This window comes from Flavisphingomonas formosensis (assembly GCF_009755815.1).
Classification (GTDB): Bacteria; Pseudomonadota; Alphaproteobacteria; order Sphingomonadales; family Sphingomonadaceae; genus Flavisphingomonas; species Flavisphingomonas formosensis.
On record NZ_WRPK01000010.1, the window covers coordinates 136,324 to 158,221 of the forward strand.

Consider the following 21,898-nt stretch of genomic DNA (forward strand, 5'->3'; position numbering starts at 1 on the left):
TCAGTAGCGTTCAGGCACGTACATCTCTTCCGGCACCGGATGCCGCTCATAATCGGCATGGCGGACGCGAGCCGGCAGAATGACCGGAGCTTTGGGCACATCCTCATAGGGGATCTGCTCCAGCAGATGCGCGATGCAGTTGAGCCGGGCCTTCTTCTTGTCGACCGCTTCCACCACCCACCAGGGCGCTTCGGGAATGTGCGTATGCTGGAGCATCGCCTCCTTGGCGCGGGTATAATCTTCCCAGCGGCGGCGCGATTCCACGTCCATCGGCGAGAGCTTCCACTGCTTCAGCGGATCCTCGATCCGCATGGTGAAGCGGAACTGCTGCTCCTCGTCGGTGATCGAGAACCAATATTTGACGAGGATGATACCGGATCGGACGAGCATCCGCTCGAACTCGGGCACCGAGCGGAAGAACTCCTCCACATCCTCCTCGTCGCAGAAACCCATCACCCGCTCTACGCCGGCGCGGTTGTACCAGCTGCGATCGAACAGCACGATCTCGCCCGCGGCGGGCAGATGCGCGACATAGCGTTGGAAATACCATTGGGTTCGTTCGCGCTCGTTCGGCGCGGGGAGCGCGGCGACGCGGCAGACGCGCGGATTGAGCCGCTGGGTGATCCGCTTGATCGCGCCGCCCTTGCCGGCGGAATCCCGACCCTCGAAGATCACGACGACCTTCAGCCCCTTGTGCTGCACCCAATCCTGCAGCCTCACCAATTCATGCTGGAGCCGGAAGAGCTCCCGAAAATAGAGGCGGCGATCGAGCTGCTCGCGATCCGGATGCTCGGCCAGATCGGCAAACATCGTCTCGAGCCGGCTTTCGTCGATCTCCATCTCCAGCTCCTCGTCGAAGCTGTCGGCGATTTCTTCCTTGATGCGGGCCATGTCGGCGGTTTCGGCAGTGAAAGTCATAGGAACCTGTGCGTCTGGCGGGAGGCCTCAGCGTGACGCCCGCTCGTTACACGAATGTGACGACGCTAGGTTCGGACGCATTTACCGAAATGCCTGAACCCATCGGCAAGCCCCGATACGAAGACCATGACATTCTATTACGCGGGTTGAAGGTCATCCCCCCTCATCGCTAAGCTGTCGCGTAGCTCGACCCCGGAATTTTCCGCGAGAGTCGCGCGACGGAGAGAGTCATGGCCGACGCCGCGATCGCCTACCCAGTGCAAAAGGCCCCATGGGCAGCCGGCCCGGTCGGCACCGTGGTGATGCTGACGGGAGCCATGTTCTCCGGCCTGATATTCGTGGCCGTCGGCCCCGTGCTGCCGATGCTCGCCAGCCATTTCGGCGGCGGCCACGATGGTGCGGCGCTGGCGCAATGGACGATGACGGTGCCGTCGGTCGGGCTCGTCATAGGCGGTCTGCTGGGCGGCTGGATCTTCGATCGGCTCGGGCCGAGGCAGGTACTGCCGCCCGCGCTCCTCGCCTATGGCATCGCGGGTGCCGGCGGCGCATGGCTCAGCGAACCGACGATGATGCTCGCTACCCGGCTGATCATCGGCTTTTGCGCCTGCGTCATCTCGCTGGGCACCACGGTGATGATCGCCGAGTCCTTCCACGAGACCCGGCGAGCGAAGATGCTCGGCTACAAGAATGCGATCGCGGCCGCCGTCGGCATCGGCGGAACGATGGTATCCGGCGCGATCGCGGACGCCTTCGGCTGGCGGGCGGCCTTCGCGGTATATGGCATCGCCCTGCTCTTCGTGCTGCCCGCAGTGATCTCCACCCGCGGTTTCCCGGCACCGGCGCCGGCTGCCGCTTCGGACGGCAATGGCTATTGGCGCGACATCGGCCGCAACTGGTTCATCTATGTCACGATCGTGCTGTTCGCGATCATCGTGATGGCGCCACTCACCCAGGTGCCTTTCCTGCTCCACGAAATGGCGGTGCAGAATTCCAAACAGCTCGCCATGGTGCTGGGCTGCGCCTCCTTCGGCAGCGCGATCGGCGGGTTCCTGTTCGGCCATGTCATCGCGCGGCTCGGCATGATCGGCACCTTCATCGCGATGATGACGGTGTGGGGTGCCAGCATGCTGATGCTGGGTACCGCCGGATCGGCGACCCATGCCGCCGTCGGCTGCTTCGTCAGCGGCATCGCGAGCGGTATGTTCGTCGTCTATATGGCCAATGCGCTCGTCGTTCGCGTAGCACCGCGCAATCGCGGCCGAGCGGTCGGTTTTCTGTACGTCTCGCTTTTCGCGGGCGATTTCGTCACGCCGATGGTGCTGGTGCCGATGGCGCAGACGCTGGGCCGCCACACCAGCTTCCTGCTCCTCGCCCTGCCCTGCGCGCTCGCCGTGCTCGTCATGCTGGGCGCAACCATCACGAAGCGTGGCTCGCGGCCGGCCGCGGGCTGACGCAGCCGCCGCCGTTCGTGAAGAGGATTTCCCTCTGCACGCCCCGGCGCTCTGCACGCTCGACGGCGGCCTCGCGCAGGTCTGATCGGGTCAGGACGAGGAGAGCGCCCGCCGGTTGCGGTTGCGCCGCCGCGTGCCCGCCCCAAAGACGCGCGCGCCGATCGCGCCCCCCGCAATGGTGGCCACGCCGATGATCGCCGCCAGACCGATGAGATGGACCTCGCGGAATTCCTCGATCGGACCAAGCGAACGCGCCGCCAGATAGCCTGGGGTAAGCAGCGCCGGCACCCACAGCAGCGCCGAGAGAATATTGGCAAGCTGGAAGCTGCGCTGCTTCATCTGCATCATCCCGGCGACGAGCGGGATGGTCGCGCGGACCGGCCCAAGGAAGCGGCCGAGCAGGATCGAAATGAAGCCGTGCCGCCAGAAGAACAGGCGTGCCCGCGCCACCGCCGGCTTGTGCCGGTTGAGCGGCCAGTGCCGATGAGCGGACGGACCGATCCGGCGGCCGATCGCAAAGGACACCCAGTCCCCCAGCACCGATCCGACGACGCACCAGATGAAGACTGGGATAGGATCGATGATACCGCTGCCGACCATGCCGCCGACCGCGATCATCAGTGCCGTCGCCGGGATCAGCAGTCCCACCACCGCCAGCGATTCACCGAAAGCAAGCAGGCCAAGCAGCGGCCCCGCCCACGCCTTGTTCTCGGCGATGAACTTCATGACGTCGGCTATGATCGCTTCCATAGATCCTTTCCGGGCGGCGCAGAGCGGGAGCCCGGCCAGCGCCATATGTGCAATCGCATAGATTGCATTTCAATGAACTTCCGTTCATCGGCCGGCCGGGTGACGGAATTGCGCGGTGGAGCGGGCAATCTTCGCATGCCGCGCGGGCTGCGCTACACGCGCTGCCATGCGAAAAGGGGATGTGATTGCCGGCATATCCGTCGCGGGGCTGATGCTTCCCGAAGCGGTGGCGTATGCGGGCATTGCCGGTCTGCCGCCGCAACGCGCGATATCGGCCGCGATCGCCGGTTCGCTCACCTATGCGCTAATCGGGCGCAGCCGCTTCGCGATCGTGTCGCCGACGTCCTCCTCGGCCGCGATCCTCGCCGCGTCGCTGGGCATGGTTTCCGGCAATCCGGCGATGCAGGCCGCGCTCGCAACCATTGCCGTCGTGCTGGTTGGCCTGGCTTTTCTATCGGCATCCGCCGCTCATCTCGGCGGCCTCACCGGCTTCGTCTCGCGCCCGGTGCTGCGCGGCTTCGCTTTCGGCCTCGCGATCACGATCATCCTCAAGCAGCTTCCGATCCTCGTCGGCGTTCCGCTGCATGCGTCCGACATCTTCCATCTCGTCGGCGCGCTTACCCTCTCATTGCCACGCTGGCATCTCGCCAGCGTCGCGACCGGTCTCGTGGCGCTCGCCGCCCTGCTGTTGCTGCGCCGTATTCCGACCTGCCCGGCTGCCTTCCTCGTCCTCGCCGCCGGCATCGCAGGCTCCTTCGCGCTCGACCTGCCGGAGCGCGGCGTGGCCGTGGTGGGAAAGGTCGACCTGGTGCCGGGCTGGCCGCAGCTTCCCGCCTTCACGATGCTGGAGATGCAGCGGCTGGCCGAACTGATCGTGCCGCTGGTGCTGATCCTCTTCGCCGAAAGCTGGGGCACGATGCGCGCCATGGCGCTGCGCCACGGCGATACGATCGAGCCGAACCGCGAACTCGCGGCGCTCGGTGCCGCGAATCTCGCGGCGGGCGCCTTGCAGGGCATGCCGGTCGGCGCCGGCTTCTCGGCAGGCTCGGCCAGCGAAAGTGCCGGCGCGGTCACCCGTCAGACCGGCATCGTCGCGGCCCTCGGTCTTGCGCTGCTGATGCTCCTCGGCTCGGGGCTGGTCGCGCATCTGCCGGAACCCGTGCTTGCAGCCGTGGTGATAGCGGCCCTGACCCACGCACTCGATCCCGCACCGCTCGTGCGGCTGTGGCACCTCGGCCGCGATCCGCTGATCGCGCTTGGCGCCGCGGCGGGCGTGCTGGTGCTCGGCGTGCTCAACGGCATGCTGTTCGCCATCCTGCTCTCGCTAGCCGCGCTTATCCGACGTATCTCGACGCCCACCGTCGTACGCCTCGGCCGGTTGGGCGACGGCCACGACTATGTCGACATCGCCCGTCATCCGGAAGCCATGCAACCGTCCGGGCTGATGATCTGGCGGCCGGCCGTGCCGCTGTTCTTCGCCAATGCCGAACATATCTTCGCTCTGATCGCCGCGTTCCAGGCGGCAGAGCCGGCGACACACACCGTGATCGTCAGCCTCGAGGAGAGCTTCGACCTCGACAGCACCGCGCTCGATGCGCTGATGGAGTTCGACGCGACCCTGCGCACCCGCAGCACGACGCTGCATCTCGCCCGGGTGCGGGACGGAATACGCGATCTGCTGCACTCCGCCGGCGGCGACGATCTGGTCCGGCGGAGCAGCTACAGCGTGGACGATGCGGTAATGTCTGCACGCGCCGACGCTTCGCGCTGATCCACCCTGCTTCCGCGGCTCAGCGGCACACTTCCTCGAACTGATACTTCACGATGTCGGCAATGACCGAGACGTCGAAGCCGCCTATGCCCTCTATCTGCGCGAACAGATCGATGATCCGCCCCGAAAGCTCGGACGGGCTCTTCAAGCCGATCAATGTCTGGATCTCGAACGGCCCCGTCACGATATGCGCGGCCAGCACCTCGGGCAGCGCGATCAGATCGTCGGCTACCTCCTCCACCGACCGCCCGCTCACCCGGATGCCGATCGAAAGCAGCAGATCGAAGCCATGGGCCGAAAAGTCGGTAGCCGCGACGATTCGCAGCGCGCCTGCATTGGTCATCCGCCCGATCCGCGCGCTGATCATCGCGCGACTGACACCGAGCTGGCGGGCGATGTCATTGTTCGTCATCCGCCCGTTTTCCGTGAGCATCGCCGCGATGCGGCGATCGATCCCGTCGAAGGCATAGTTTGGCGGTTCCGTCTCTATCGTCATGTCCGCCGGTTCATCCTCTTGTCAGCAGCCTAGCAGAATTGCGCTCGTTCGATCACGAAAGGCAACTATAAGGGCAAAGCGCGGTCAATCCCCGCGCCTGTGGGGATCGCGAATGACACGGACGGCGCAGCGGACGGTTATGCCTGCATGACATTGGAAGGCATCGTCACCCATTATGGGCTGCTCGCGCTGTTTCTCGGCGCCGGCATAGAGGGCGAGACGGTGGCGCTCACCGGCGGCTTCCTCGCGCATCAGCGTCTCGTGCCACTTGGATGGGCCATGGTCGCGGTGTCCGCGGGCTCCTTCGTCGCCGATCAGATCTTCTTCATGATCGGTCGCCGCTATCGCGATCATCGCTGGGTCCGCCGCTTCACCGACAAACCCGCCTTCGCCAAGGCCTACGAGATGCTCGAAAAGCGGCCGGTGAGCTTCGTGCTCGCCTTCCGCTTCCTCTACGGGCTGCGCGTCGTCAGCCCGCTCGCGATCGGCACGTCGGCGCTGCCGATGCGCCGATTCACTCCGCTCAACGCGATCGCGGCAACCGTCTGGGGTGTCAGCTTCACTGCGCTCGGCTACATCTTCGGCAGCGCGATCGAGCGTCTGACGGGCGATATCCGTTCGATCGGGATGGTGCTGATCGGCGCAGCCATCGTCGGCGCCTGCCTCTTCGCGCTCACCTACGCGCTGCGCAGCCGCAACCGCGCGCGTCCGCCCGCTTCACAATAAGGGCCCGACCAGCCGCGCGCCGTTTTCCGCAAGCTTGCGCAGCCCGCTGCGCTGGCGCCACGCCGTCCGGTCCACCGGATCGCTATTATCGAGATAGTCCTGCTGCACCGCCCGCAATTCCGCGATGCTCCCCGCATCGTAGAGCAGCAGGCTGATCTCCTCGTTGAGCTGGAAGGACCGGATGTCGACATTGCTCGAGCCGAGAACCGCCAGCCGATCATCGATGCACACATTCTTGGCGTGGAGCAGATAGGTGCGATAGCGGTGGATCCGCACCCCGCTCGACAGCAGCTCGTCATAATAGGAACATTGTGCCAGGTTCACGAGCGGCTGATCCACCACCGCCGAGACGACGAGGTCGATCTCCACATTACGCAGCGCCGCCGTGCTCAGCGCGCCCAGGAGGGCCTCGTCGGGCACCAGATAGGGCGTGACGATCACGATGCGCTCGCGTGCCTGGTTGACCTGCCAGACGAGCAGGGTGTGGAATCCCTCCAGGGGGAACTCCGCCCCGCTGGGCAGGATCTGCACGATAGCCTGCCCCGCCTCGGCCGGAATGACGGGCGCGGCCTCCAGCAGCTGCTCGGTTTCCAGATACCAGTCGGCCAGGAACACCGCGCTCATCTCGGCCACCGCCGGCCCCCTGACGCGCAGCACGAGCTCGCGATTGGTGACGCCGGGCCGGAAATCCTTGCGCACGATATTCTGCGATCCAGCATATCCGATCGCACCGTCGATCAGGAACAGCTTGCGGTGGTTGCGCATGTCGCGGCGCGTGCGGCCGCGCAGCAGGCGGAACGGGAGGGCCAGCCGTACGGTGACGCCCGCCTCCTCCAGCCGCGCGATCGTGCCGCGCCGCCAGGGGCGCGATCCTACCGGATCGATCAGCACGTGACAGGGCAGGCCGCGGGCGACGGCGCGGGCGAGAGCCGCGATCACCCTGCCCCCGGTCTCGTCGTCAGCGAAGATGTAACAGAGGATGCGGACATGGCGCCGGGCACCGTCGATATCCGCAACCAGCCGGTCGATCACCTCATCGTAACCGCCGAGATATTCGGCCGCGTTGCCGCCCGTCGCCGGCAGATAACCAAGCCGCCCGGCCAGTCTGGCGATCGCATCATCCTCCGGCGGAACGGCGCCCCGCGCGCGCACCCGTTCGGCGAGCTCCGCAAAGAAGGGACGCAGCCGATCGAAACGCTGCGCACGCCAGGCGGGAAAGCGGGGCGAGCCGATCGCGAGGAACAGCAGCAAGCCCGGCACGGGGAGGAAGAAGATCAGGAGCAGCCAGCTGCGCGTGGCAGCCGCCGTTCGGCGGAACGGAATGATCGCGAGCGAGGCCAGCCGGATTAGCCATTCGACGACATAATAGTCTTCGCCGAGATTCGATAAGTCGGGCATCATCCGGCGATGCTAGCGCGAAACGGCCGGATGACCCATGGTTTGCATATGGCCATCCATCCAGAACGCATGAGGAGCCCACACCTGATCGACTCCAAGCTGATCGACGCCATCCGCATTCTGCACGGCGGGCCGGACCGCGGCTATCATGGCTGGAGCCATCCGCTCGCTCTCCTGAAATTGCATGCGGAGGTGATCGACCGCCTGCACGATCCCCTCGCCGTCGAGGGTGCCATCCTGCTCCACGACGCGATCTACGAACCGCGCGCTGCCGACAATGAGAGCCGCAGCGCCGCGCTGGCCGCCCAGATGCTGAAAGACGCGATGCCCGAGGCGTCGCTTGCACGCGCGGTGCGCCTGATCGAAGCGACGGCGCGCCACGAAATTCCCGCCGGCCTTCCCTCCGACGAAGCGGCGGACATGGCCATGTTCCTGGACATGGATCTCTCGATCCTCGCCGCGCCGGAGGAAATCTTCGACGCCTATGAGGCAGGCGTTCGCCACGAATATCGCGAGATACCGGAGGCCTCATTCCGCGCCGGCCGAACCAGGATATTACAAGGCTTTCTCGCCCGTCCGTCGCTCTATCTCTCCGACTGGGGACGGGAGCGGTTCGAAACAGCGGCGCGGCACAACCTCATGCGCTCCATCGCACGGCTCGGGCAGGAGGCCGCTTCCTGACCATTTCGATCATCAGCTTCGCCGGCGGCAACGCGCTCGGCATCATGCCCGAAAGGCGCCAGGTTTGTGCCGATCCGGGAAGATGATGGACGGGGCATGGCCGATTGAGCTTGCAGCACGGCGAGAGGATAGGAAGAAGAGAGAGGTTAACGAGGCGTTAGGCGAATCGACCCGGCGCCTTTCCGGTCATGCGTGCAGGAAGGAGGGCTATGAGAAAGCGGTGGCTTTTCCTGCCCGCGGCCGCGCTGATCCTCGCCAGCCCCACGGTGCCCGTCACCATGGACTATGATTTCAGCGAGTTGCTCGTGCCCGGCGATTGCGATGCCTGGTCCTGGACCGGCTGCAGCGTCGTGGAGAGCCGGGCGGAAGCCCTTGCCGAAGCCCGCGCGCGCGCCGAAGCCGAAGCGCGCCGTCGGGCCGCGATCGCGGCAGGCCTGCGTCTCGTAGTGAGCATTCCGGAACAGCGCCTGTATGTCATCCGGCAAGGCAATCTGATTACGACATCGGTCGTATCCACCGGCATGCGCGGCCACGCCACGCCCGCCGGCACTTTCACCATTCTGGGCAAGGCGGTAAAACACAGCTCGAATATTTATTCCAATGCACCAATGCCTTATATGCAACGCCTCACAAATGGCGGCATTGCCCTGCACGCCGGCCACGTGCCGGGATATCCGGCTTCGCACGGGTGCATTCGCCTTCCCTACGCCTTCGCGCGCCAGCTATACGCCATGACCGACTGGACGACCCGCGTCATCATCACGCGCGAGGCACCGGGCTCGGCCGAAGCGGCGGCTTCGCTCAGCGGCTGGCGCTCGTCCGTGCGCAACCAAGCCGCCGCCGATGAGACGGGCAAGCCTGCCCTCGCTTATGCGACGGCGAGCCCCATGGTGCAGCCGGCCCGCAGCCTTTCCGACGGTGGCCAGCCGAGGGCAGACTGAAGCAGCCGGTCAGTCCCGTGCGGGAATGGTGAGGCCCTTCTGAACGGCCGGTCGTTCCAGGCAGCGATCGAGCCATGCCGGTACGGCGCGCAAACTGTCGAACGCGACCAGATCCCGCGCCTCGTAGAAAGTGATGAGATTGCGGACCCAGCCCACCGTCGCGATGTCGGCTATGCCATATTCGCTCCCGGTTACCCATGGACGGCTTTCCAGCCGATTCTCAAGAACGGATAACAAGCGTTTCGACTCACTTACATAACGCTGCAACGGACGCTTGTCGTCTATCTCCTTGCCGGCGAATTTGTGGAAGAAGCCGAGCTGGCCGAACATCGGCCCGATCGCGGCCATCTGGAAGAACACCCACTGGATCGCCTCCCAGCGGCCCGCCGGATCGGACGGAATGAAGCGGCCGGTCTTTTCGGCGAGGTAGAGCAGGATCGCGCCCGATTCGAAGAGCCCGATAGGCTTGCCCTCCGGACCGTTCGGATCGATGATCGCGGGAATCTTGCCATTGGGATTGAGCGCCAGAAATTCCGTGCTCTGACTCTCATTCTTCATAATATCTACCAGGTGAGGCTCATAAGGCAGCCCGGTCTCCTCCAGCATGATCGACGCCTTCACGCCATTGGGTGTGGGCAGCGAATAGAGCTGGATGCGGTCGGGATGGACGGCCGGCCAGCGGGCGGCGATCGGAAAGGCGGACAGATCGGTCATCGAGCGACTCACAGGCAAGATGCCGCTTCATAGGCCGGGCACGCCCCGCCCGTCATCCCGCGGCTCGCCTCAATCGCGTCCAGGCTTGACGACTACAGACGTAGTCACATAGGATTACACATGTAATCGGGAGAGTCGGATGTCGGCCGAACGCATCAGCGAAGGCGAGCAGGTGGTGATGGAAGTGCTCTGGGCCGAGGCACCGCTCACCGCGGCCGAGGTGACGGAACGGATCGACCCGGCCCGTGGATGGAGCGATCGTACGGTCAAGACGATGTTGGGCAGGCTGCTTGCCAAAGGCGTGCTGACCCATGAGGAGGACGGCCGCCGCTATCTTTACCGTCCCACCGTGCAGCGTCGCGACTATGCCAGTGGCGAGACGCGCCGTTTCGTCGATCGGCTGTTCGGCGGCCGTGCAGCGCCGCTGGTCGCACATCTGGCTCAAAGTGAAGGTCTGTCGGCTGAAGACATCGCGGAACTGGAAGCGTTGCTGAAGGAGCTCAAGGCATGATCGCCTGGCTGGTGCAAACCCTCGTCGCCAGCATGCTGCTGATGGCGATCGTGTTGATGCTGCGCGCGCCCGTTTCGCGCCTGTTCGGGCCGCGCATCGCCTATGCGCTCTGGCTGCTCCCGGCGCTGCGCATGATCCTGCCGCCGCTGCCGGGCTGGACGGCGCTGTTCGTGCCGGTCGCGGTGGTGCGGCCGGACCGCTCGATGATCGGGCTGGCCGACACGGCCACAGCAGCCAAGCTCGCTCCTGCGATACCGGTCGACCCTGCCGGCCTGACCGCACAGGTCACGCCGATGCCGGTCCTGGATGCTGGGCCGAGCGCGGCCGTCGCGATCCAAATCAGCCAGATGCTGATCACGCTCTGGCTGGGTGTCGCCGCGCTCTATTTCAGCTGGCAGCTGCTGCGCTACCGCCTGTTCCTTCGTCGTGCCCTGCGGGGCGCGGTACCGCTCACAACCGAATGCGGGGTCGAAGTGCTGGTCAGCCCAGAGCTTCCGGGCCCCGTCGCGATCGGCATCGTCCGCCGGCGCATCCTGCTGCCGTCGGATTTCCTTGCCCGCTATACGCCCGAGGAACGCCGCCTGGCGCTGCTGCACGAGGCCGCGCATCATGACCGGCTCGACATAGCCGCCAATCTCGCCGCGCTGGCGATCCGATCGCTGCACTGGTGGAATCCGCTGGCGCATAAGGCCTATTCCGCCTTCCGCGCGGATCAGGAGCTTGCCTGCGACGCGACCGTGCTTGCCGGCACCGCTCCGGAGCAGCGCATCGTCTATGGCCGTGCGCTGCTGAAATCGGCGGCGGCGCGCATGCCGGCAATGGCCTGCGCGCTCAACCCCAAGAACCAGCTCAGGCAACGCATCGGCATGATGGCCCGGCCGGTCGGCCGCGCACGGCTGCTGTTCGGGGCCGCGGTCGCGCTGACCATGATCGGCGCCGGCATGATCGCTACGGCGTCCGGCTTCGCCCTGCCTCCCTCGCCGCCTGCCCCTCCGGTCGCACCGCCGGCTCTACCGCACCGGCCAATGGTGTCAGCAATGCCGCCGGCTCCATCAGCAGCCCCGGTCGCGCGCGCGCCGCACGTCGGAGCTGAGCCCGCCACCATGCCGGCCGTGAAGACCGCCGCCGTCCTGCCGACGCCACCCGCACCGCCGGCCCCACTCCCGGCGCCAGCCATCCTCAAGGCACCTCCGCCGCCACCTGCTCCTGCGGCTCCCCTCGCTCGGGCTTCACAGGATCAGCCCTGCCCCGAAGAACGCCGCGCTGCCCGTGAGGCGGAAGCCGAAGCGCGACGGGACGCCCGGGAGGGCCTGCGCGAAGCGCGGCAGGCGCAACGGGAAGCCGCCCGAGAGGCCGCCGCCGCACAGCGCGAGGCCGCCGCGGCACAGCGCGAAGCCGCCGCCGCCCGCCGGGAAGCCCTGGCCGAAGCACGCACCGCGCAGGCGAGAATACCGGCGATGGTCCAGACGTCGCTCGCTTCGGCCCGCCGCGGAATGCTGGATGCGTGCGCGCGCCAGGGTGTCACGCTTTCTGCCGATGCCGATTGGAACATGCTCGCCACCTGCGGACCGAAGCTGCGTCGGACGATCCGCGCCTCGCTGGCCAGCGTCCGTACCTCGCTCGCCGCAAATCCGGCCCTGCCCGCGAAGCAGCGCAGCGATGCGTTGTCCGGCCTCGATGATGCGCTGGCCGATCTCGATCGCGCGCTGCCGGGCCAGTGATTTCCGGCCGCGGCACCGTGCCGCAGCCGTCGAACGTCAGGCGTAGGGATAGGCCATGCCGTAATAATCGTGGATCTCTTCGGCCATCACGCGATCCAGCACCGGATCGCTGCGGGCCGCGAACCGCGGCGCCTCTTCGAATATCCCCTTTTCCGCATCGAGGACATAGACGCGGGCCTTCGAAGACAGCGAAAGCGGGCCATATCCACGCGGTTTTTTCGTAAATGGCCACGGCTTTCGGGGGAGCGGTTGCCGGTCTTCCGGGCTGCGGTTAGCGTCCGCACGTTTTCGATCATCCGGCGGGTGGGGCGCCGTAGGCCGCCTCCGGCGCGCCCACCTGCCCAGCCGCCGGCAAGCCATCAAAAGGCGCGAGGAGGATCCCCGAAATGGCCTATCCCTACGAGGAAGTGGAAGCCGCGATCATCAGGCTTCGGGAAGCATTTGTGAAGGCGGAGGAGATCGGCAAATGGGCTTGGATCGCCGACGAGCTTTACCATGAGGATTGCGTCTACATCTGCCCCTATGGCGGCACCGGCGCAGTCGTCGCGCGCGGCCGCAAGGAAATCGCCGCCACCCATTATGGCCGCGACATGGATGTCGGCGCCGGCTGGAAAGGCTGGACCTTCCCGATCCTCGATTATGGGATCAACGGCGACAACATCATCAGCCACTGGGTGAACCGCGGTCCGGGCCAGCGCCCGGACGGCAGCTATTACGAGCAGCATGGCGTGTCGTTCATCACCTATGGCGGGAACGGCAAGTTCAGCTACCAATATGACCTGTTCGATTTTGCGCACATGATGAAGATCTGCGACGAACTCGAGGAGGCCGGCCTGCTGCACCCCGATCTGAAGCGCGACTGGGTGATTCCGCAAAAACGCAAGCTCATCGCGATGTTGGACCGCAACCTGCCGGCTTGAGCCGGCGAGACCGCTATAGACCGGAAGGAGAATGCCAAGATGGTGGCCTATGTCGTCATGATCCGCGACGAAATGACCAATCAGGCGGAGTTCGATACCTATTCGCAAATGGCCGGCCCCGCCGGCGCAGGCCATCCCCTGACGCCGCTCGCCGTCTATGGCAAGCATGTGACGCTGGAGGGTCCAGAAATCGAGGGTGCGGTTATTCTGTCGTTCCCGACGATCGACGAAGCCAAGACCTGGTACGACAGCCCCGCCTATCAGGAAGCTGCGAAGCATCGGAAGGCCGGTGCCGTCTATCGTGGCTTCATCGTCGAGGGAATCGGCTGAATAGACATGCATGGGCTGTGCGTGCCGCACAGCCCATGCACTCTCCGTTTGAGCCGCAACTTAAGCTAAACCCTCACGAAAATGACCGGCATTTCATTTTTCTTGCCGGAACCTTTGTTGATGCCGACCGCTCTTTCCGCTCAAAGATAATAAGCTGAAAGGCAAGGCAATGACACGCATTACGCTTACCCTGATCGGCCTCGCGGCGAGTACGGCGGCTGTCGCCCAAACTGCGCCCGCACCTGCCCCGGCGCCGGGAACAACAGTTCATCACAAAGTTCACCATGTGGTGAAGAAAAGTCATGTGGTGACGAAGACCAACGGCGACGCGGCACCCGGGAAACATGTTCATCGTTCCGTGAAAACGACGACGGTCAAGACACCTGCCGGCACCCATACGCAGGTCCACACACAGACCACGACCAGCACGACGCCGCCGCAATAGGCAGCGTGCAGCCTTCCGTGAAATCAGGCCGGCCGGCTTACAAGCCGAGCCGGCCGATTCTCGTCACTGCATCGTCATCATCTCGAGAGTGAAGGCCCGCCCGTGCTCCGCGAGAGGCAATGCGACGCCAGCGTCCCGCGCGAAATCCACGGCGAGACTTAGATCCTTCTCGCCAATCTTGCCTTGGCTGGTGAAATAGGCGAGCTGCTCCTCGCTCAGCGGAGCGCCCCGGCGCTGGATCACCTGTTTGGCCACGGCACCCGTGACCGCCGTCAGGTTGCCGTTCTGCTGCAACACGGAAGACAGCGTATCCATGTCTACGCCACCCGCAGCCGCAAGACGGAGCGCCTGGCGAATTGTTATGATGTTGCTCCAGGTAATGAAGTTGTTGGTGATCTTGAGGCCCATGCCGGCACCGAGCGCACCACAATGCTCGACACCCGTCGAAAACGCTTCCAGCACCGGCCGGGCTCGTTCGGTGAGCGCCGGGTCCCCGCCTGTCATCGTCACGACGAACGGCTTGTCCCGCTCCATCCGCGAGGATGTCACTGCAGCGTCGATCAGCCCGATCCCCTTCCTATCGCCCTGTTCCGCGAGCGCGACAACGGTGGCAGGCGCGACGGTGCTGTGCACGAGCACCAGCGATCCCGGCGCGAGTCCGGAAAACAGCCCCTCAGAGCCAGCCACCACTTCACGCACCTGCTGGTCGTCGCGCACGCAGACGCCCACAATCTCCGCCTGACGCCCTACCTCGGCCGGCGACGAGGCCAGCCGCGCCTTGCCTTCGAAAGCCTTGAGCGCGTCCGGCCAGACATCGAAGACGGTCAGATCAAAGCCGGCAGCCGCGATCAGCTGCGCCTGATGACCTCCCATATTGCCGAGCCCGACGAATCCGACACGCATCATCCTCTCCTCCGATAGCTTCCTGTCCCGGTTGGTGCGCCCGCCGGCGCCCGGCGCCAAGTCCATCGCGTTCTTCCAGACGGTTTGCTGCCGCATGGGGGAGAAGATTTCACAAGGCCGCTGCGTGTCGGTTTCGTCCTATAGGTGCAGCGGCGGGCCGGCTAATAGGCTGCCGAAGCAGTATGCCCATGATCAGGTGTGAGCAATGAACGGAATTCGGCGTCTCACTACCGGGGATCTTCCCCCTCAGCCGCCAAGCGCAGCCGCGGCAACGCAGCGCACCGCAGCCGCGGCGAGCCTGTTCGGCGTGCCTCAAACCCCCGGCGGCCTCGTGCAGATCTCGATCGAGCTGCGCTGGCGCCTGGCGGGCGAAATCCGTGCCGGCCGGGACGGCCGTCTCAGTTTTCCGGAGGTCGTCGAAGGCCCCGCCCTCTATCGCTTTCGTTTCCTCGATGAGACAGGCCCCAAAGCTGCGATGATCGGTGAAGCAGCCGATCTGGCCCGCCGTTTCGCGCAATTTGCGAATCCGACCGGAGCGGGCGAGTCCGTCCAGATGTTCCATGATCTGCTGCGCATCAGGCTGGGACAGGGCCAGCGTATCGAACTCGATATCGTGACGTCCGATCGAACACTGCGCATCGCAGGACGAGCCCATCCGGTCGATCTTGCCGATCTGGGTGTCCGCCGCCTGCTGGAGCAGGCCGCCCGCATCGCCGAGGGTGCGTCCGCGATCGACGATCAGGACTGAGTGCCGCCTCGCACGCGCACTCAGCGCCGTTCGGTCATCCCCTCTCGAGGCGTGCCTTGCGATTGGGCTGCCGTCTTCCGGGCTCCGCCCGCATGAAATGCGGTCAGCGTCGCTAAGACAAACCCGCCGAGAACCAGGCCGATAAGGCCGCCCAGCGTCAGTCTCCGTCCGATCTTGCGCACGCGATCGGGCGCGCGCACTTCTTCCATCGGCCGCTGCCGAGGCGTTCGCTGACGCGGGGAGCGGGCCCTTCCCGCGTCGCGCTTGTCCCGTCCCCTGCCGCGCACCGCCAGCCCATCCCGCTTCGGACTCATTCCGATTGCAGGACCAGGATAGCGCGGCGCTGTACGGCAAAAAAGGAGGCCCCGGCATAGACGGCGAGCGCAGCCAGGCCCAACCGCCAGTAACCGGCCGCAGCGAATGGCAGATGGGCCCAGATCAGGCTATCGATCCGCGCCAGCCCCAGCGACAGAGAGGCGTCGCTGCCGCCCATGCCCCGCAGCAGGCGCTGCGCGCCGCCGGTCGCCGCCATGAAAGCAATCGTCGCGGCTGCCAGCGGCCAGCATCCCCAATTGCCATAGGTGGCAAGGCTGCCCGACAGGCAGATCAAGGCGCAAGTCGCCGCGATCGCGCGTCCGCGTTCCAGAGGAGGGTCGAGCCGGGCGGTGCTCAAGCGAATCCGCCCCAGCCGGCGCCCGATGGATTCGATCGGGCCGGCCAGCAGGAGGAGGCCATAGCCGAGCCAAAGCCATCCCATCGCGAAAGCGATCGCGCCAACGCCCATCAGCACGATCGCCGCAATCGAAAGCAGCGGCGGTTCGATCGCGCTGCGGATCAGCGGATCGAGCAGCGGTCGCTCGACGATGGGAAACAGAAACCGCGAAGGCCATCCTTCCGCGCCCGGCCGTGAAGCGTCGATCAGCTCGCGCGCAATGCCTTCGAGCGCGGCGGGGCCGGTAACGATGTGCGGTCGGCCGAGATCACGGGCATCGATCCGCTTTGCGCCTCCCTGGACGGTACGGCGCAGCAAGGTCGACTGCAGGTCCCAATCGCCGAGCATCGCTGCGGTGCGGCGCAGGGCACCGCCGTCGACGATCGCTATGCCGGCCCAACGTGAAAGCGCATCGATCCGCTCGAACTCCGCGGCTTCCGGCCCGTCCGGCACGGTAAGCAGCGCCGGTGGCTCGGCTTCCGCCATCCCATCGAACAACTCCTTGCTGCCGACGAAGCCATCGGCCACGAAAAGCAGCCTCTCGTCCGGATGAAAGCGATCCGCCGCATCCGCTACGCTGCGCGCGATATCCATGTCGAGGCCATCGCGTCGCAGCCGATCGATCGCTGCGGTCAGCGCCGCCGGCAGACGCTCGACGAGAATCACGATATGGTTCGCCCCTGCCCGCGCGGCGAGGCGTGCCTGATGTTCGAGCAGCGTACGGCCGGCAAGCGGAAGGGTGGCGCGCAAGCCATCGCCCGCATCCGCCAACGCATATGCCGCGATCAGCGCACCCAGCGCCACGCCCGTCCTCTCGACCCGTTCATCTCCAAGCCGATAGGCAAAGGCGTCAGCCGATGCAAAGAATCGCGTATCCGCGAATGAGGAATATTCTCCTCTCCAACGGCATTCGGCACGCGTGACAGACACGGCTATCGCCAATAGCGGCGAAGCGCTTTCCCATGTCCCGTGATACCCAACCTCTCCCGCACGGCCATGCCGGGCGACCCGTTCTTGGTGATGCGTGAACCCCCAAGCCGATCGCCTGATTCTCGATGGGTGTAGCATGATCTTCCCGGCCGATCGCAACGCTTGGCCGGAGATCATGGAGAGCAAGCGGGCATTCGATGCCGTGACGGCGGCTCATCATACTCGGATGAAACGGAACTAAATCTTTCGCAGACCGGCACGAACAGGGCTCCGCTGTTGCCGTATGCATGGGGAAGACGCTATCCTCTCGCATCAAAGAAACGGAGAGGATTTGGATGCGCGCAGCGGTGTTTCGCCAGGCGGGAAGTCCGCTGACGATCGAGAACATAGAGGATCCGGCCCCTGCCTCCGATCAGGTGATCATCGAGGTCGCCCATGCCGGCATCTGCGGCTCGGACCTGCACGTCACCGAATATGGCTTCGTTCCCGATGGCACGGTGCTGGGCCATGAATTCGCCGGAACGGTAGTGGCGCTGGGTTCGGGCATCGGCAGCGACATCAAGCTCGGCGACCGCGTCACCGCCCTGCCCGTCCATGCCTGCCAGTCCTGCGAAGCCTGCGATGCCGGTCTGCCCGCGCTCTGCAGCGCCGCGTTGTTCACCGGCACGGCGCTGAACCATCGGGGCGCCTACGCCGATTATGTGGCCGCGCGCGGCAGCCTGATCCAGAAGCTGCCAGACGGGGTTTCCTTCGCCGAGGGAGCGATGGTCGAGCCGCTCTCCGTGGCCTATCATGCCGTCAGCCTCGCTCCCGTCCACCGGGGAGCCGCGGTGCTGGTGATCGGCGCCGGACCGATCGGCGCGGGCGCGACCCTGTTCGCCAGGATGCAGGGCGCGCGTCATGTGATCGTCAGCGAACGCTCTGCGGAGCGACGGGCACTTGCGCTGGAATGCGGCGCAACCGCGGTGATCGATCCCCAGACGGAGGACGTGGCGGCGCGCTTCGCCGCGATCGCGGGCAAGCGCCCCGAAATCGTGTTCGAATGTGTCGGCTTGCCGGGCCTGCTTCAACAGGCGATCGAATTTGCCGGCACGCGCGGACGGGTGATCGTTGCCGGCGTCTGTTTCGGCGAGGACACGCTGAAGCCGATCACCGGGCTGATGAAGGAAGTCAGCCTCCAGTTCAGCCAATGCTATACGGAGAGCGATTTTGCCGCGGTGATCGATGCGATTGCCCGCGGTGAAGCCCGGCCGCAGCCGATGCACAGCCGCACCGTCAGCTTCGCGGAATTGCCCGAAGCCTTCGAAGGCCTGCGAAACAATCCCAGGGCCTGCAAGGTGCTGATCGATCCGAAGCGGGGCTGACGATGCAGGCGCGCAATCCCCGCATCACCTTCGAGGCGGCGTTGCCGCACTGGGCGCCCAACCACGCTTTCGCCCAGATCACCAACGCCGGATCGACCAGCCTGCCTGCGGTCGAAACCTTCCTGAACACCGTGATGAACCGTGCGTCAGCGGAGATCGCCGACGAAGCGCTGAAGCGCGACATCGCGGTGTTCACAGCCCAGGAGGGCAATCATTATCGGCAGCATCGCATCTTCAACAAGACGCTCTATCCTCGCTATCCGGGCCTCAAGGCACATGAGGCGAAGCTGCAGGCCGATTATGAGGCGATGCTCGCGAACCGGTCATTGCGGTTCAACGCGGCCTATTGCGAGGGTTTCGAAAGTCTGGGCCTCATCTATGCCGAATTCTTCTTCGAACGGATCGACGATCTGACCGCGGGAGCCGACGCCCGACTGGTGAAGCTGTGGCAATGGCATCTCGGCGAGGAGTTCGAGCACCGCACCGTGTGTTACGACGTGCTGCGCGCGCTCGGTGGCGGCTATGCGGCTCGCCTCATCGGCTTCTTTCACGCGGCGCGCCATCTCGGCGCCTACGGCAAGGCCGTGTCGACCTATCTCCTGTCGGTCGATCGGCGAAGCATGACGGACAAAGCGCGGCGCGCGTCGATCGCCCAGGAAAAGCGGCATCGCGCCCGCTTCCTGCGCTTCGCCTTGCCGCGCCTGCTCGCCATCCTGTCGCCCTTTTACGATCCGCGCAGAAAGGCCGAACCACGCGGCAGCGCCCGGTTGCTGGAAACGATCGCAGCGGCGGTGCGCTGAGCGCGGACGATCAGGAGGTATAGAGGTTCATCGTCGCGCGTATCCGACGCAGCACGACCGGATCGCCAGGCGCGCCCGCGGCGGCATCCTCGGCAAGCGCCATCAGCTCGACCGCGCCGAAACTCGCCGCCAGCCCGTGCAAGCGCCACGCGGCCATCCGCCAGTTCGCGTCACATCTCGCACGGCCCAGCGCATTCACCTGCCGCGCTGCGCTCTCCAGAAATACGTTGCGCAAATCCGCCACGAGCACGGGATCGTTCCCGACTGCCGCGGTCAACGCCGCATCCAAGGCTCCCGGATCAAAGCTCATCACGGGCCTTTTAAAACAATATCGTTAACGGCTGGTTTCGGTGCGCCCCCTTCCTTGGCCGCCGAAAAATGGTAAAGGGAACGGCATGATAAAGGGGGCCAGGTCTGCGGACGCGTGGCCGGGGGATGACGAGCCGGAGGTTGAGCCGGCGCCGCTTCCGGATTTCGCGAGCGAAAGCTTGGACGAGGACATGGTCCCGTCCACATCCGAACGTATCGTCGCCATGCTGGTCGGCCTTGCCGCGATCGCCTGGGTCACCCTGGTGATCTGGACGGCGCTCGCGCCTCCAGCAGGCCCCACTGCGCTGCCCGTCTCCTGGATCGCAACTGCCAGCGGGCCGATCGCCGCGATCGGCGTGTTGTGGCTGCTTACGCGCCGCACCAGCCGCGTCGAGGCACGCCGGTTCGAAAGGACGTCGGCCGGTATGCGGCGCGAAGCGCATCGTCTGGAAGAGGTGGTTTCCCGGCTCTCAGCCCAGATCGCCGAAAATCGCCGCCTTCTCGGCGAGCAGGCGCATCAGCTGCTGCTCATCGGCGAAGATGCCAATCATCGCCTCGCCGAAATCGGCGAGAAGATGCGAGCCGACACGGCAACGCTGGCCAGCCAGTCCGAGAAGGTGGAACAGACTGCCGCCGCGGCCCGTGCCGACATGGTCGCCTTGCTCGGCGATCTGCCTCGCGCGGAAGAAAGCGCGCGCGACGTGGCCGAGCGACTGCGCGCGGCGGGCGATACGGCCGGCGCCCAATCCGAGCTTCTCCAGCAAAAGCTGGCCGCCCTTTCGGAATCCGCACGCATCGCGGGCGAAGACGCCGGATCCGCGGCCCAGCGGCTGGCTGCCGGGCTGGCGGATCTGGATCGGACCGGCGGCGATCTCGGCAAACGGATCGATGAGACGGCTGCTGCCATGTCCACCACGGTCGACGGCGCGCTGGTAAAGGCCGCCGACGCGCTGGAAGCGGCGCGCCAGGGCATAGCCGAACATCATTCGGCCATGCTGGCGATGCTCGAACAGGGTCAGGCCGCGATCGCGGATGCCGGCCATACGTCGAGCAGCGCCTTCAGTCGCAGGATGGACAATCTCGTCCTGCAAATCCAGTCGCTCGAGACCAAGCTCACCGCTCAGGACGCCTCCGCAGCGAAACTCGTCACACGGCTCAACGACGATCTCGCCTATCTCGAGAAGCGTTTCGCCGCGCTCGCCGAAACCGGATCGGAAAAGACCTCCCAGCTCAGCGCCAACATCGGTGCGCTGCGCGAACAGGCCGAGGATATGCGCGGGCTGCTCGCATCCGGCGCGCTGTCGGCGGATGCCGTAATCGGCCGGGCCGATGCGCTTAAAGCTGCGATCGACGCCTGCGTCCGCGAACTCGATCAGACCCTTCCCCTGGCCCTGGCGCGGCTGGAGGAACAGGCGACCCACAGCCATGCAGCGGCCGCAGCCGCGGCCCCCGAAGTCGCCCGACTGGAAAATTCGGCACATTCCGCAGCCAAGACGCTCGCTGAAAGTCATGATGAGCTTGCCCGGCAGCGCAGCAGCCAGAGCGATTTCGCCACCGCTACCGAACGGCGCATCGCCGCGCTCCAGCGTCAAACCGAAAATCTCGAAACCGCACTGACGCGTATCTCCACGCAGGCGCAGCAGATCAGCGACACGGCGGGCCCGAAGCTGATCGAAGCCCTGCTGCGCGTCCGCGAAACCGCGCATCAGGCAACGGAACGCGCCAAGGAGACCCTGGCTACGATCATTCCGACCACGGTCGAAGCCCTTGGAGAGGCCAGCGGCGCAGCCCTGCGACAGGCGCTGGGCAATCGGGTCGAAGCGCGCATGGAGGAAATCAGCTCGGCGTCGGGACAGGCGGTCGACGCGGTCGACGCAGCGACCGAAAGGCTGATGCGCCAACTCCTCACCATTTCGGATACCACCGCGGCGATCGAGGCGCGCATCGCTGCCGCCAAGGCCGAAGCGGAGGAACGCGAGCGCAACAATTTCTCACGTCGCGTGGCGTTGCTGATCGAATCGCTGAACTCGACGGCGATCGACGTAGCCAAGATCCTGTCGAACGAAGTGACCGACAGCGCCTGGGCAGCCTATCTCAAAGGCGATCGGGGCATCTTCACGCGGCGCGCGGTGAAGCTTCTGGATACGGGCGAGGCGCGCGAGATCGTGCGCCATTATGAAAGTGACCTGGAATTCCGCGATCAGGTGAATCGCTATATCCACGATTTCGAAGGGATGATCCGGCGCGTGCTGTCTGAGCAGGACGGCACACCGCTCGGCGTGACCCTGCTCTCCTCCGACATGGGCAAGCTCTATGTGGCACTTGCCCAGGCGATCGAGCGTCTGCGCTCCTGACCCTT

At 65.5% G+C, this 21,898-nt stretch carries 23 protein-coding genes; 14 read left to right on the forward strand and 9 right to left on the reverse strand.

From position 1 onward, the window contains the following. Entirely contained in the window at positions 1–918 is a 918-nt protein-coding gene (gene ppk2 / locus GQY20_RS24265; protein WP_157219731.1) for a polyphosphate kinase 2, read from the reverse strand. Between the two features lie 230 nt (positions 919–1,148). Between ppk2 and GQY20_RS24270 the strand changes: the two genes are divergently transcribed. Then, positions 1,149–2,369, forward strand: coding sequence for an MFS transporter (locus GQY20_RS24270; RefSeq protein WP_157219732.1), 1,221 nt, complete (start codon positions 1,149–1,151; stop codon positions 2,367–2,369). Positions 2,370–2,459: 90 nt separating this feature from the next. Here GQY20_RS24270 and GQY20_RS24275 read toward each other — a convergent pair whose 3' ends face one another. Then, complete coding sequence (locus GQY20_RS24275; protein ID WP_157219733.1) at positions 2,460–3,119, reverse strand: DedA family protein; 660 nt, start codon at positions 3,117–3,119, stop codon at positions 2,460–2,462. Positions 3,120–3,285: 166 nt separating this feature from the next. On the opposite strand from GQY20_RS24275, the gene GQY20_RS24280 reads away from it, so the two are divergent. After that, the gene (locus GQY20_RS24280) at positions 3,286–4,890 is read left to right on the forward strand and encodes a SulP family inorganic anion transporter (RefSeq protein ID WP_157219734.1); all 1,605 of its coding nucleotides are present in this window, start codon (positions 3,286–3,288) and stop codon (positions 4,888–4,890) included. Between the two features lie 19 nt (positions 4,891–4,909). On the opposite strand, the gene GQY20_RS24285 is transcribed toward GQY20_RS24280, so the two are convergent. After that, on the reverse strand, positions 4,910–5,386 hold the full coding sequence (locus GQY20_RS24285) for an Lrp/AsnC family transcriptional regulator (protein WP_157219735.1): 477 nt from the start codon (positions 5,384–5,386) through the stop codon (positions 4,910–4,912). Positions 5,387–5,533: 147 nt separating this feature from the next. On the opposite strand from GQY20_RS24285, the gene GQY20_RS24290 reads away from it, so the two are divergent. Beyond that, positions 5,534–6,112, forward strand: coding sequence for a DedA family protein (locus tag GQY20_RS24290; RefSeq protein WP_157219736.1), 579 nt, complete (start codon positions 5,534–5,536; stop codon positions 6,110–6,112). Here GQY20_RS24290 and cls read toward each other — a convergent pair. Then, positions 6,104–7,513 carry a cardiolipin synthase gene (cls, locus tag GQY20_RS24295; protein ID WP_157219737.1) on the reverse strand — a complete coding sequence of 470 codons (1,410 nt, stop codon included), beginning with the start codon at positions 7,511–7,513 and terminating at the stop codon, positions 6,104–6,106. The genes GQY20_RS24290 and cls overlap by 9 nt on opposite strands. A 66-nt stretch (positions 7,514–7,579) precedes the next feature. Between cls and GQY20_RS24300 the strand changes: the two genes are divergently transcribed. Together GQY20_RS24300 and GQY20_RS24305 are read left to right on the forward strand one after the other, a co-directional pair. Continuing rightward, positions 7,580–8,191 (forward strand): HD domain-containing protein, encoded by a 612-nt coding sequence (locus tag GQY20_RS24300; protein WP_157219738.1) that lies wholly within the window; start codon positions 7,580–7,582, stop codon positions 8,189–8,191. 209 nt (positions 8,192–8,400) lie between these two features. Next, the gene (locus GQY20_RS24305) at positions 8,401–9,132 is read left to right on the forward strand and encodes a L,D-transpeptidase family protein (RefSeq protein ID WP_232476230.1); all 732 of its coding nucleotides are present in this window, start codon (positions 8,401–8,403) and stop codon (positions 9,130–9,132) included. A gap of 9 nt (positions 9,133–9,141) precedes the next feature. Here GQY20_RS24305 and GQY20_RS24310 read toward each other — a convergent pair whose 3' ends face one another. After that, the gene (locus GQY20_RS24310; protein ID WP_157219739.1) at positions 9,142–9,846 is read right to left on the reverse strand and encodes a glutathione S-transferase N-terminal domain-containing protein; all 705 of its coding nucleotides are present in this window, start codon (positions 9,844–9,846) and stop codon (positions 9,142–9,144) included. Positions 9,847–9,985: 139 nt separating this feature from the next. On the opposite strand from GQY20_RS24310, the gene GQY20_RS24315 reads away from it, so the two are divergent. The 5 genes from GQY20_RS24315 (at position 9,986) to GQY20_RS24335 (ending at position 13,773) form a co-directional block, all read left to right on the forward strand. Further along, a complete protein-coding gene (locus GQY20_RS24315) occupies positions 9,986–10,357 on the forward strand; it encodes a BlaI/MecI/CopY family transcriptional regulator (protein ID WP_157219740.1) in 372 nt (123 codons plus the stop codon). Continuing rightward, positions 10,354–12,078, forward strand: a complete 1,725-nt coding sequence (locus GQY20_RS24320; protein WP_157219741.1) for a M56 family metallopeptidase — start codon at positions 10,354–10,356, stop codon at positions 12,076–12,078. The genes GQY20_RS24315 and GQY20_RS24320 overlap by 4 nt, the downstream gene beginning before the upstream one ends. Before the next feature lie 386 nt (positions 12,079–12,464). Then, positions 12,465–12,998 carry a nuclear transport factor 2 family protein gene (locus GQY20_RS24325; protein WP_157219742.1) on the forward strand — a complete coding sequence of 178 codons (534 nt, stop codon included), beginning with the start codon at positions 12,465–12,467 and terminating at the stop codon, positions 12,996–12,998. A gap of 39 nt (positions 12,999–13,037) precedes the next feature. Beyond that, entirely contained in the window at positions 13,038–13,328 is a 291-nt protein-coding gene (locus GQY20_RS24330) for a DUF1330 domain-containing protein (RefSeq protein ID WP_157219743.1), read from the forward strand. A gap of 169 nt (positions 13,329–13,497) precedes the next feature. Continuing rightward, positions 13,498–13,773, forward strand: coding sequence for a hypothetical protein (locus GQY20_RS24335; protein WP_157219744.1), 276 nt, complete (start codon positions 13,498–13,500; stop codon positions 13,771–13,773). Between the two features lie 63 nt (positions 13,774–13,836). Here the strand turns inward: GQY20_RS24335 and GQY20_RS24340 are convergent, their stop codons facing one another. Next, on the reverse strand, positions 13,837–14,676 hold the full coding sequence (locus tag GQY20_RS24340) for an NAD(P)-dependent oxidoreductase (RefSeq protein ID WP_198351182.1): 840 nt from the start codon (positions 14,674–14,676) through the stop codon (positions 13,837–13,839). Positions 14,677–14,881: 205 nt separating this feature from the next. Between GQY20_RS24340 and GQY20_RS24345 the strand changes: the two genes are divergently transcribed. Then, positions 14,882–15,424, forward strand: a complete 543-nt coding sequence (locus GQY20_RS24345; protein ID WP_157219746.1) for a hypothetical protein — start codon at positions 14,882–14,884, stop codon at positions 15,422–15,424. Between the two features lie 20 nt (positions 15,425–15,444). On the opposite strand, the gene GQY20_RS24350 is transcribed toward GQY20_RS24345, so the two are convergent. Next, positions 15,445–15,633, reverse strand: coding sequence for a hypothetical protein (locus GQY20_RS24350; RefSeq protein ID WP_157219747.1), 189 nt, complete (start codon positions 15,631–15,633; stop codon positions 15,445–15,447). A gap of 101 nt (positions 15,634–15,734) precedes the next feature. After that, positions 15,735–16,940 (reverse strand): hypothetical protein, encoded by a 1,206-nt coding sequence (locus tag GQY20_RS24355; RefSeq protein WP_157219748.1) that lies wholly within the window; start codon positions 16,938–16,940, stop codon positions 15,735–15,737. A gap of 461 nt (positions 16,941–17,401) precedes the next feature. On the opposite strand from GQY20_RS24355, the gene GQY20_RS24360 reads away from it, so the two are divergent. Both GQY20_RS24360 and GQY20_RS24365 read left to right on the forward strand, forming a co-directional pair. Then, positions 17,402–18,430, forward strand: coding sequence for a zinc-dependent alcohol dehydrogenase (locus tag GQY20_RS24360; RefSeq protein WP_157219749.1), 1,029 nt, complete (start codon positions 17,402–17,404; stop codon positions 18,428–18,430). A 2-nt stretch (positions 18,431–18,432) separates the two neighbouring features. Beyond that, positions 18,433–19,230 carry a metal-dependent hydrolase gene (locus tag GQY20_RS24365; RefSeq protein WP_157219750.1) on the forward strand — a complete coding sequence of 266 codons (798 nt, stop codon included), beginning with the start codon at positions 18,433–18,435 and terminating at the stop codon, positions 19,228–19,230. A 10-nt stretch (positions 19,231–19,240) separates the two neighbouring features. Here GQY20_RS24365 and GQY20_RS24370 read toward each other — a convergent pair whose 3' ends face one another. Continuing rightward, the gene (locus GQY20_RS24370; RefSeq protein ID WP_157219751.1) at positions 19,241–19,540 is read right to left on the reverse strand and encodes an Hpt domain-containing protein; all 300 of its coding nucleotides are present in this window, start codon (positions 19,538–19,540) and stop codon (positions 19,241–19,243) included. 190 nt (positions 19,541–19,730) lie between these two features. Here GQY20_RS24370 and GQY20_RS24375 point away from each other — a divergent pair, with 190 nt between their 5' ends. After that, on the forward strand, positions 19,731–21,893 hold the full coding sequence (locus GQY20_RS24375) for a coiled-coil domain-containing protein (RefSeq protein WP_157219752.1): 2,163 nt from the start codon (positions 19,731–19,733) through the stop codon (positions 21,891–21,893). Positions 21,894–21,898: the final 5 nt, after the last annotated feature.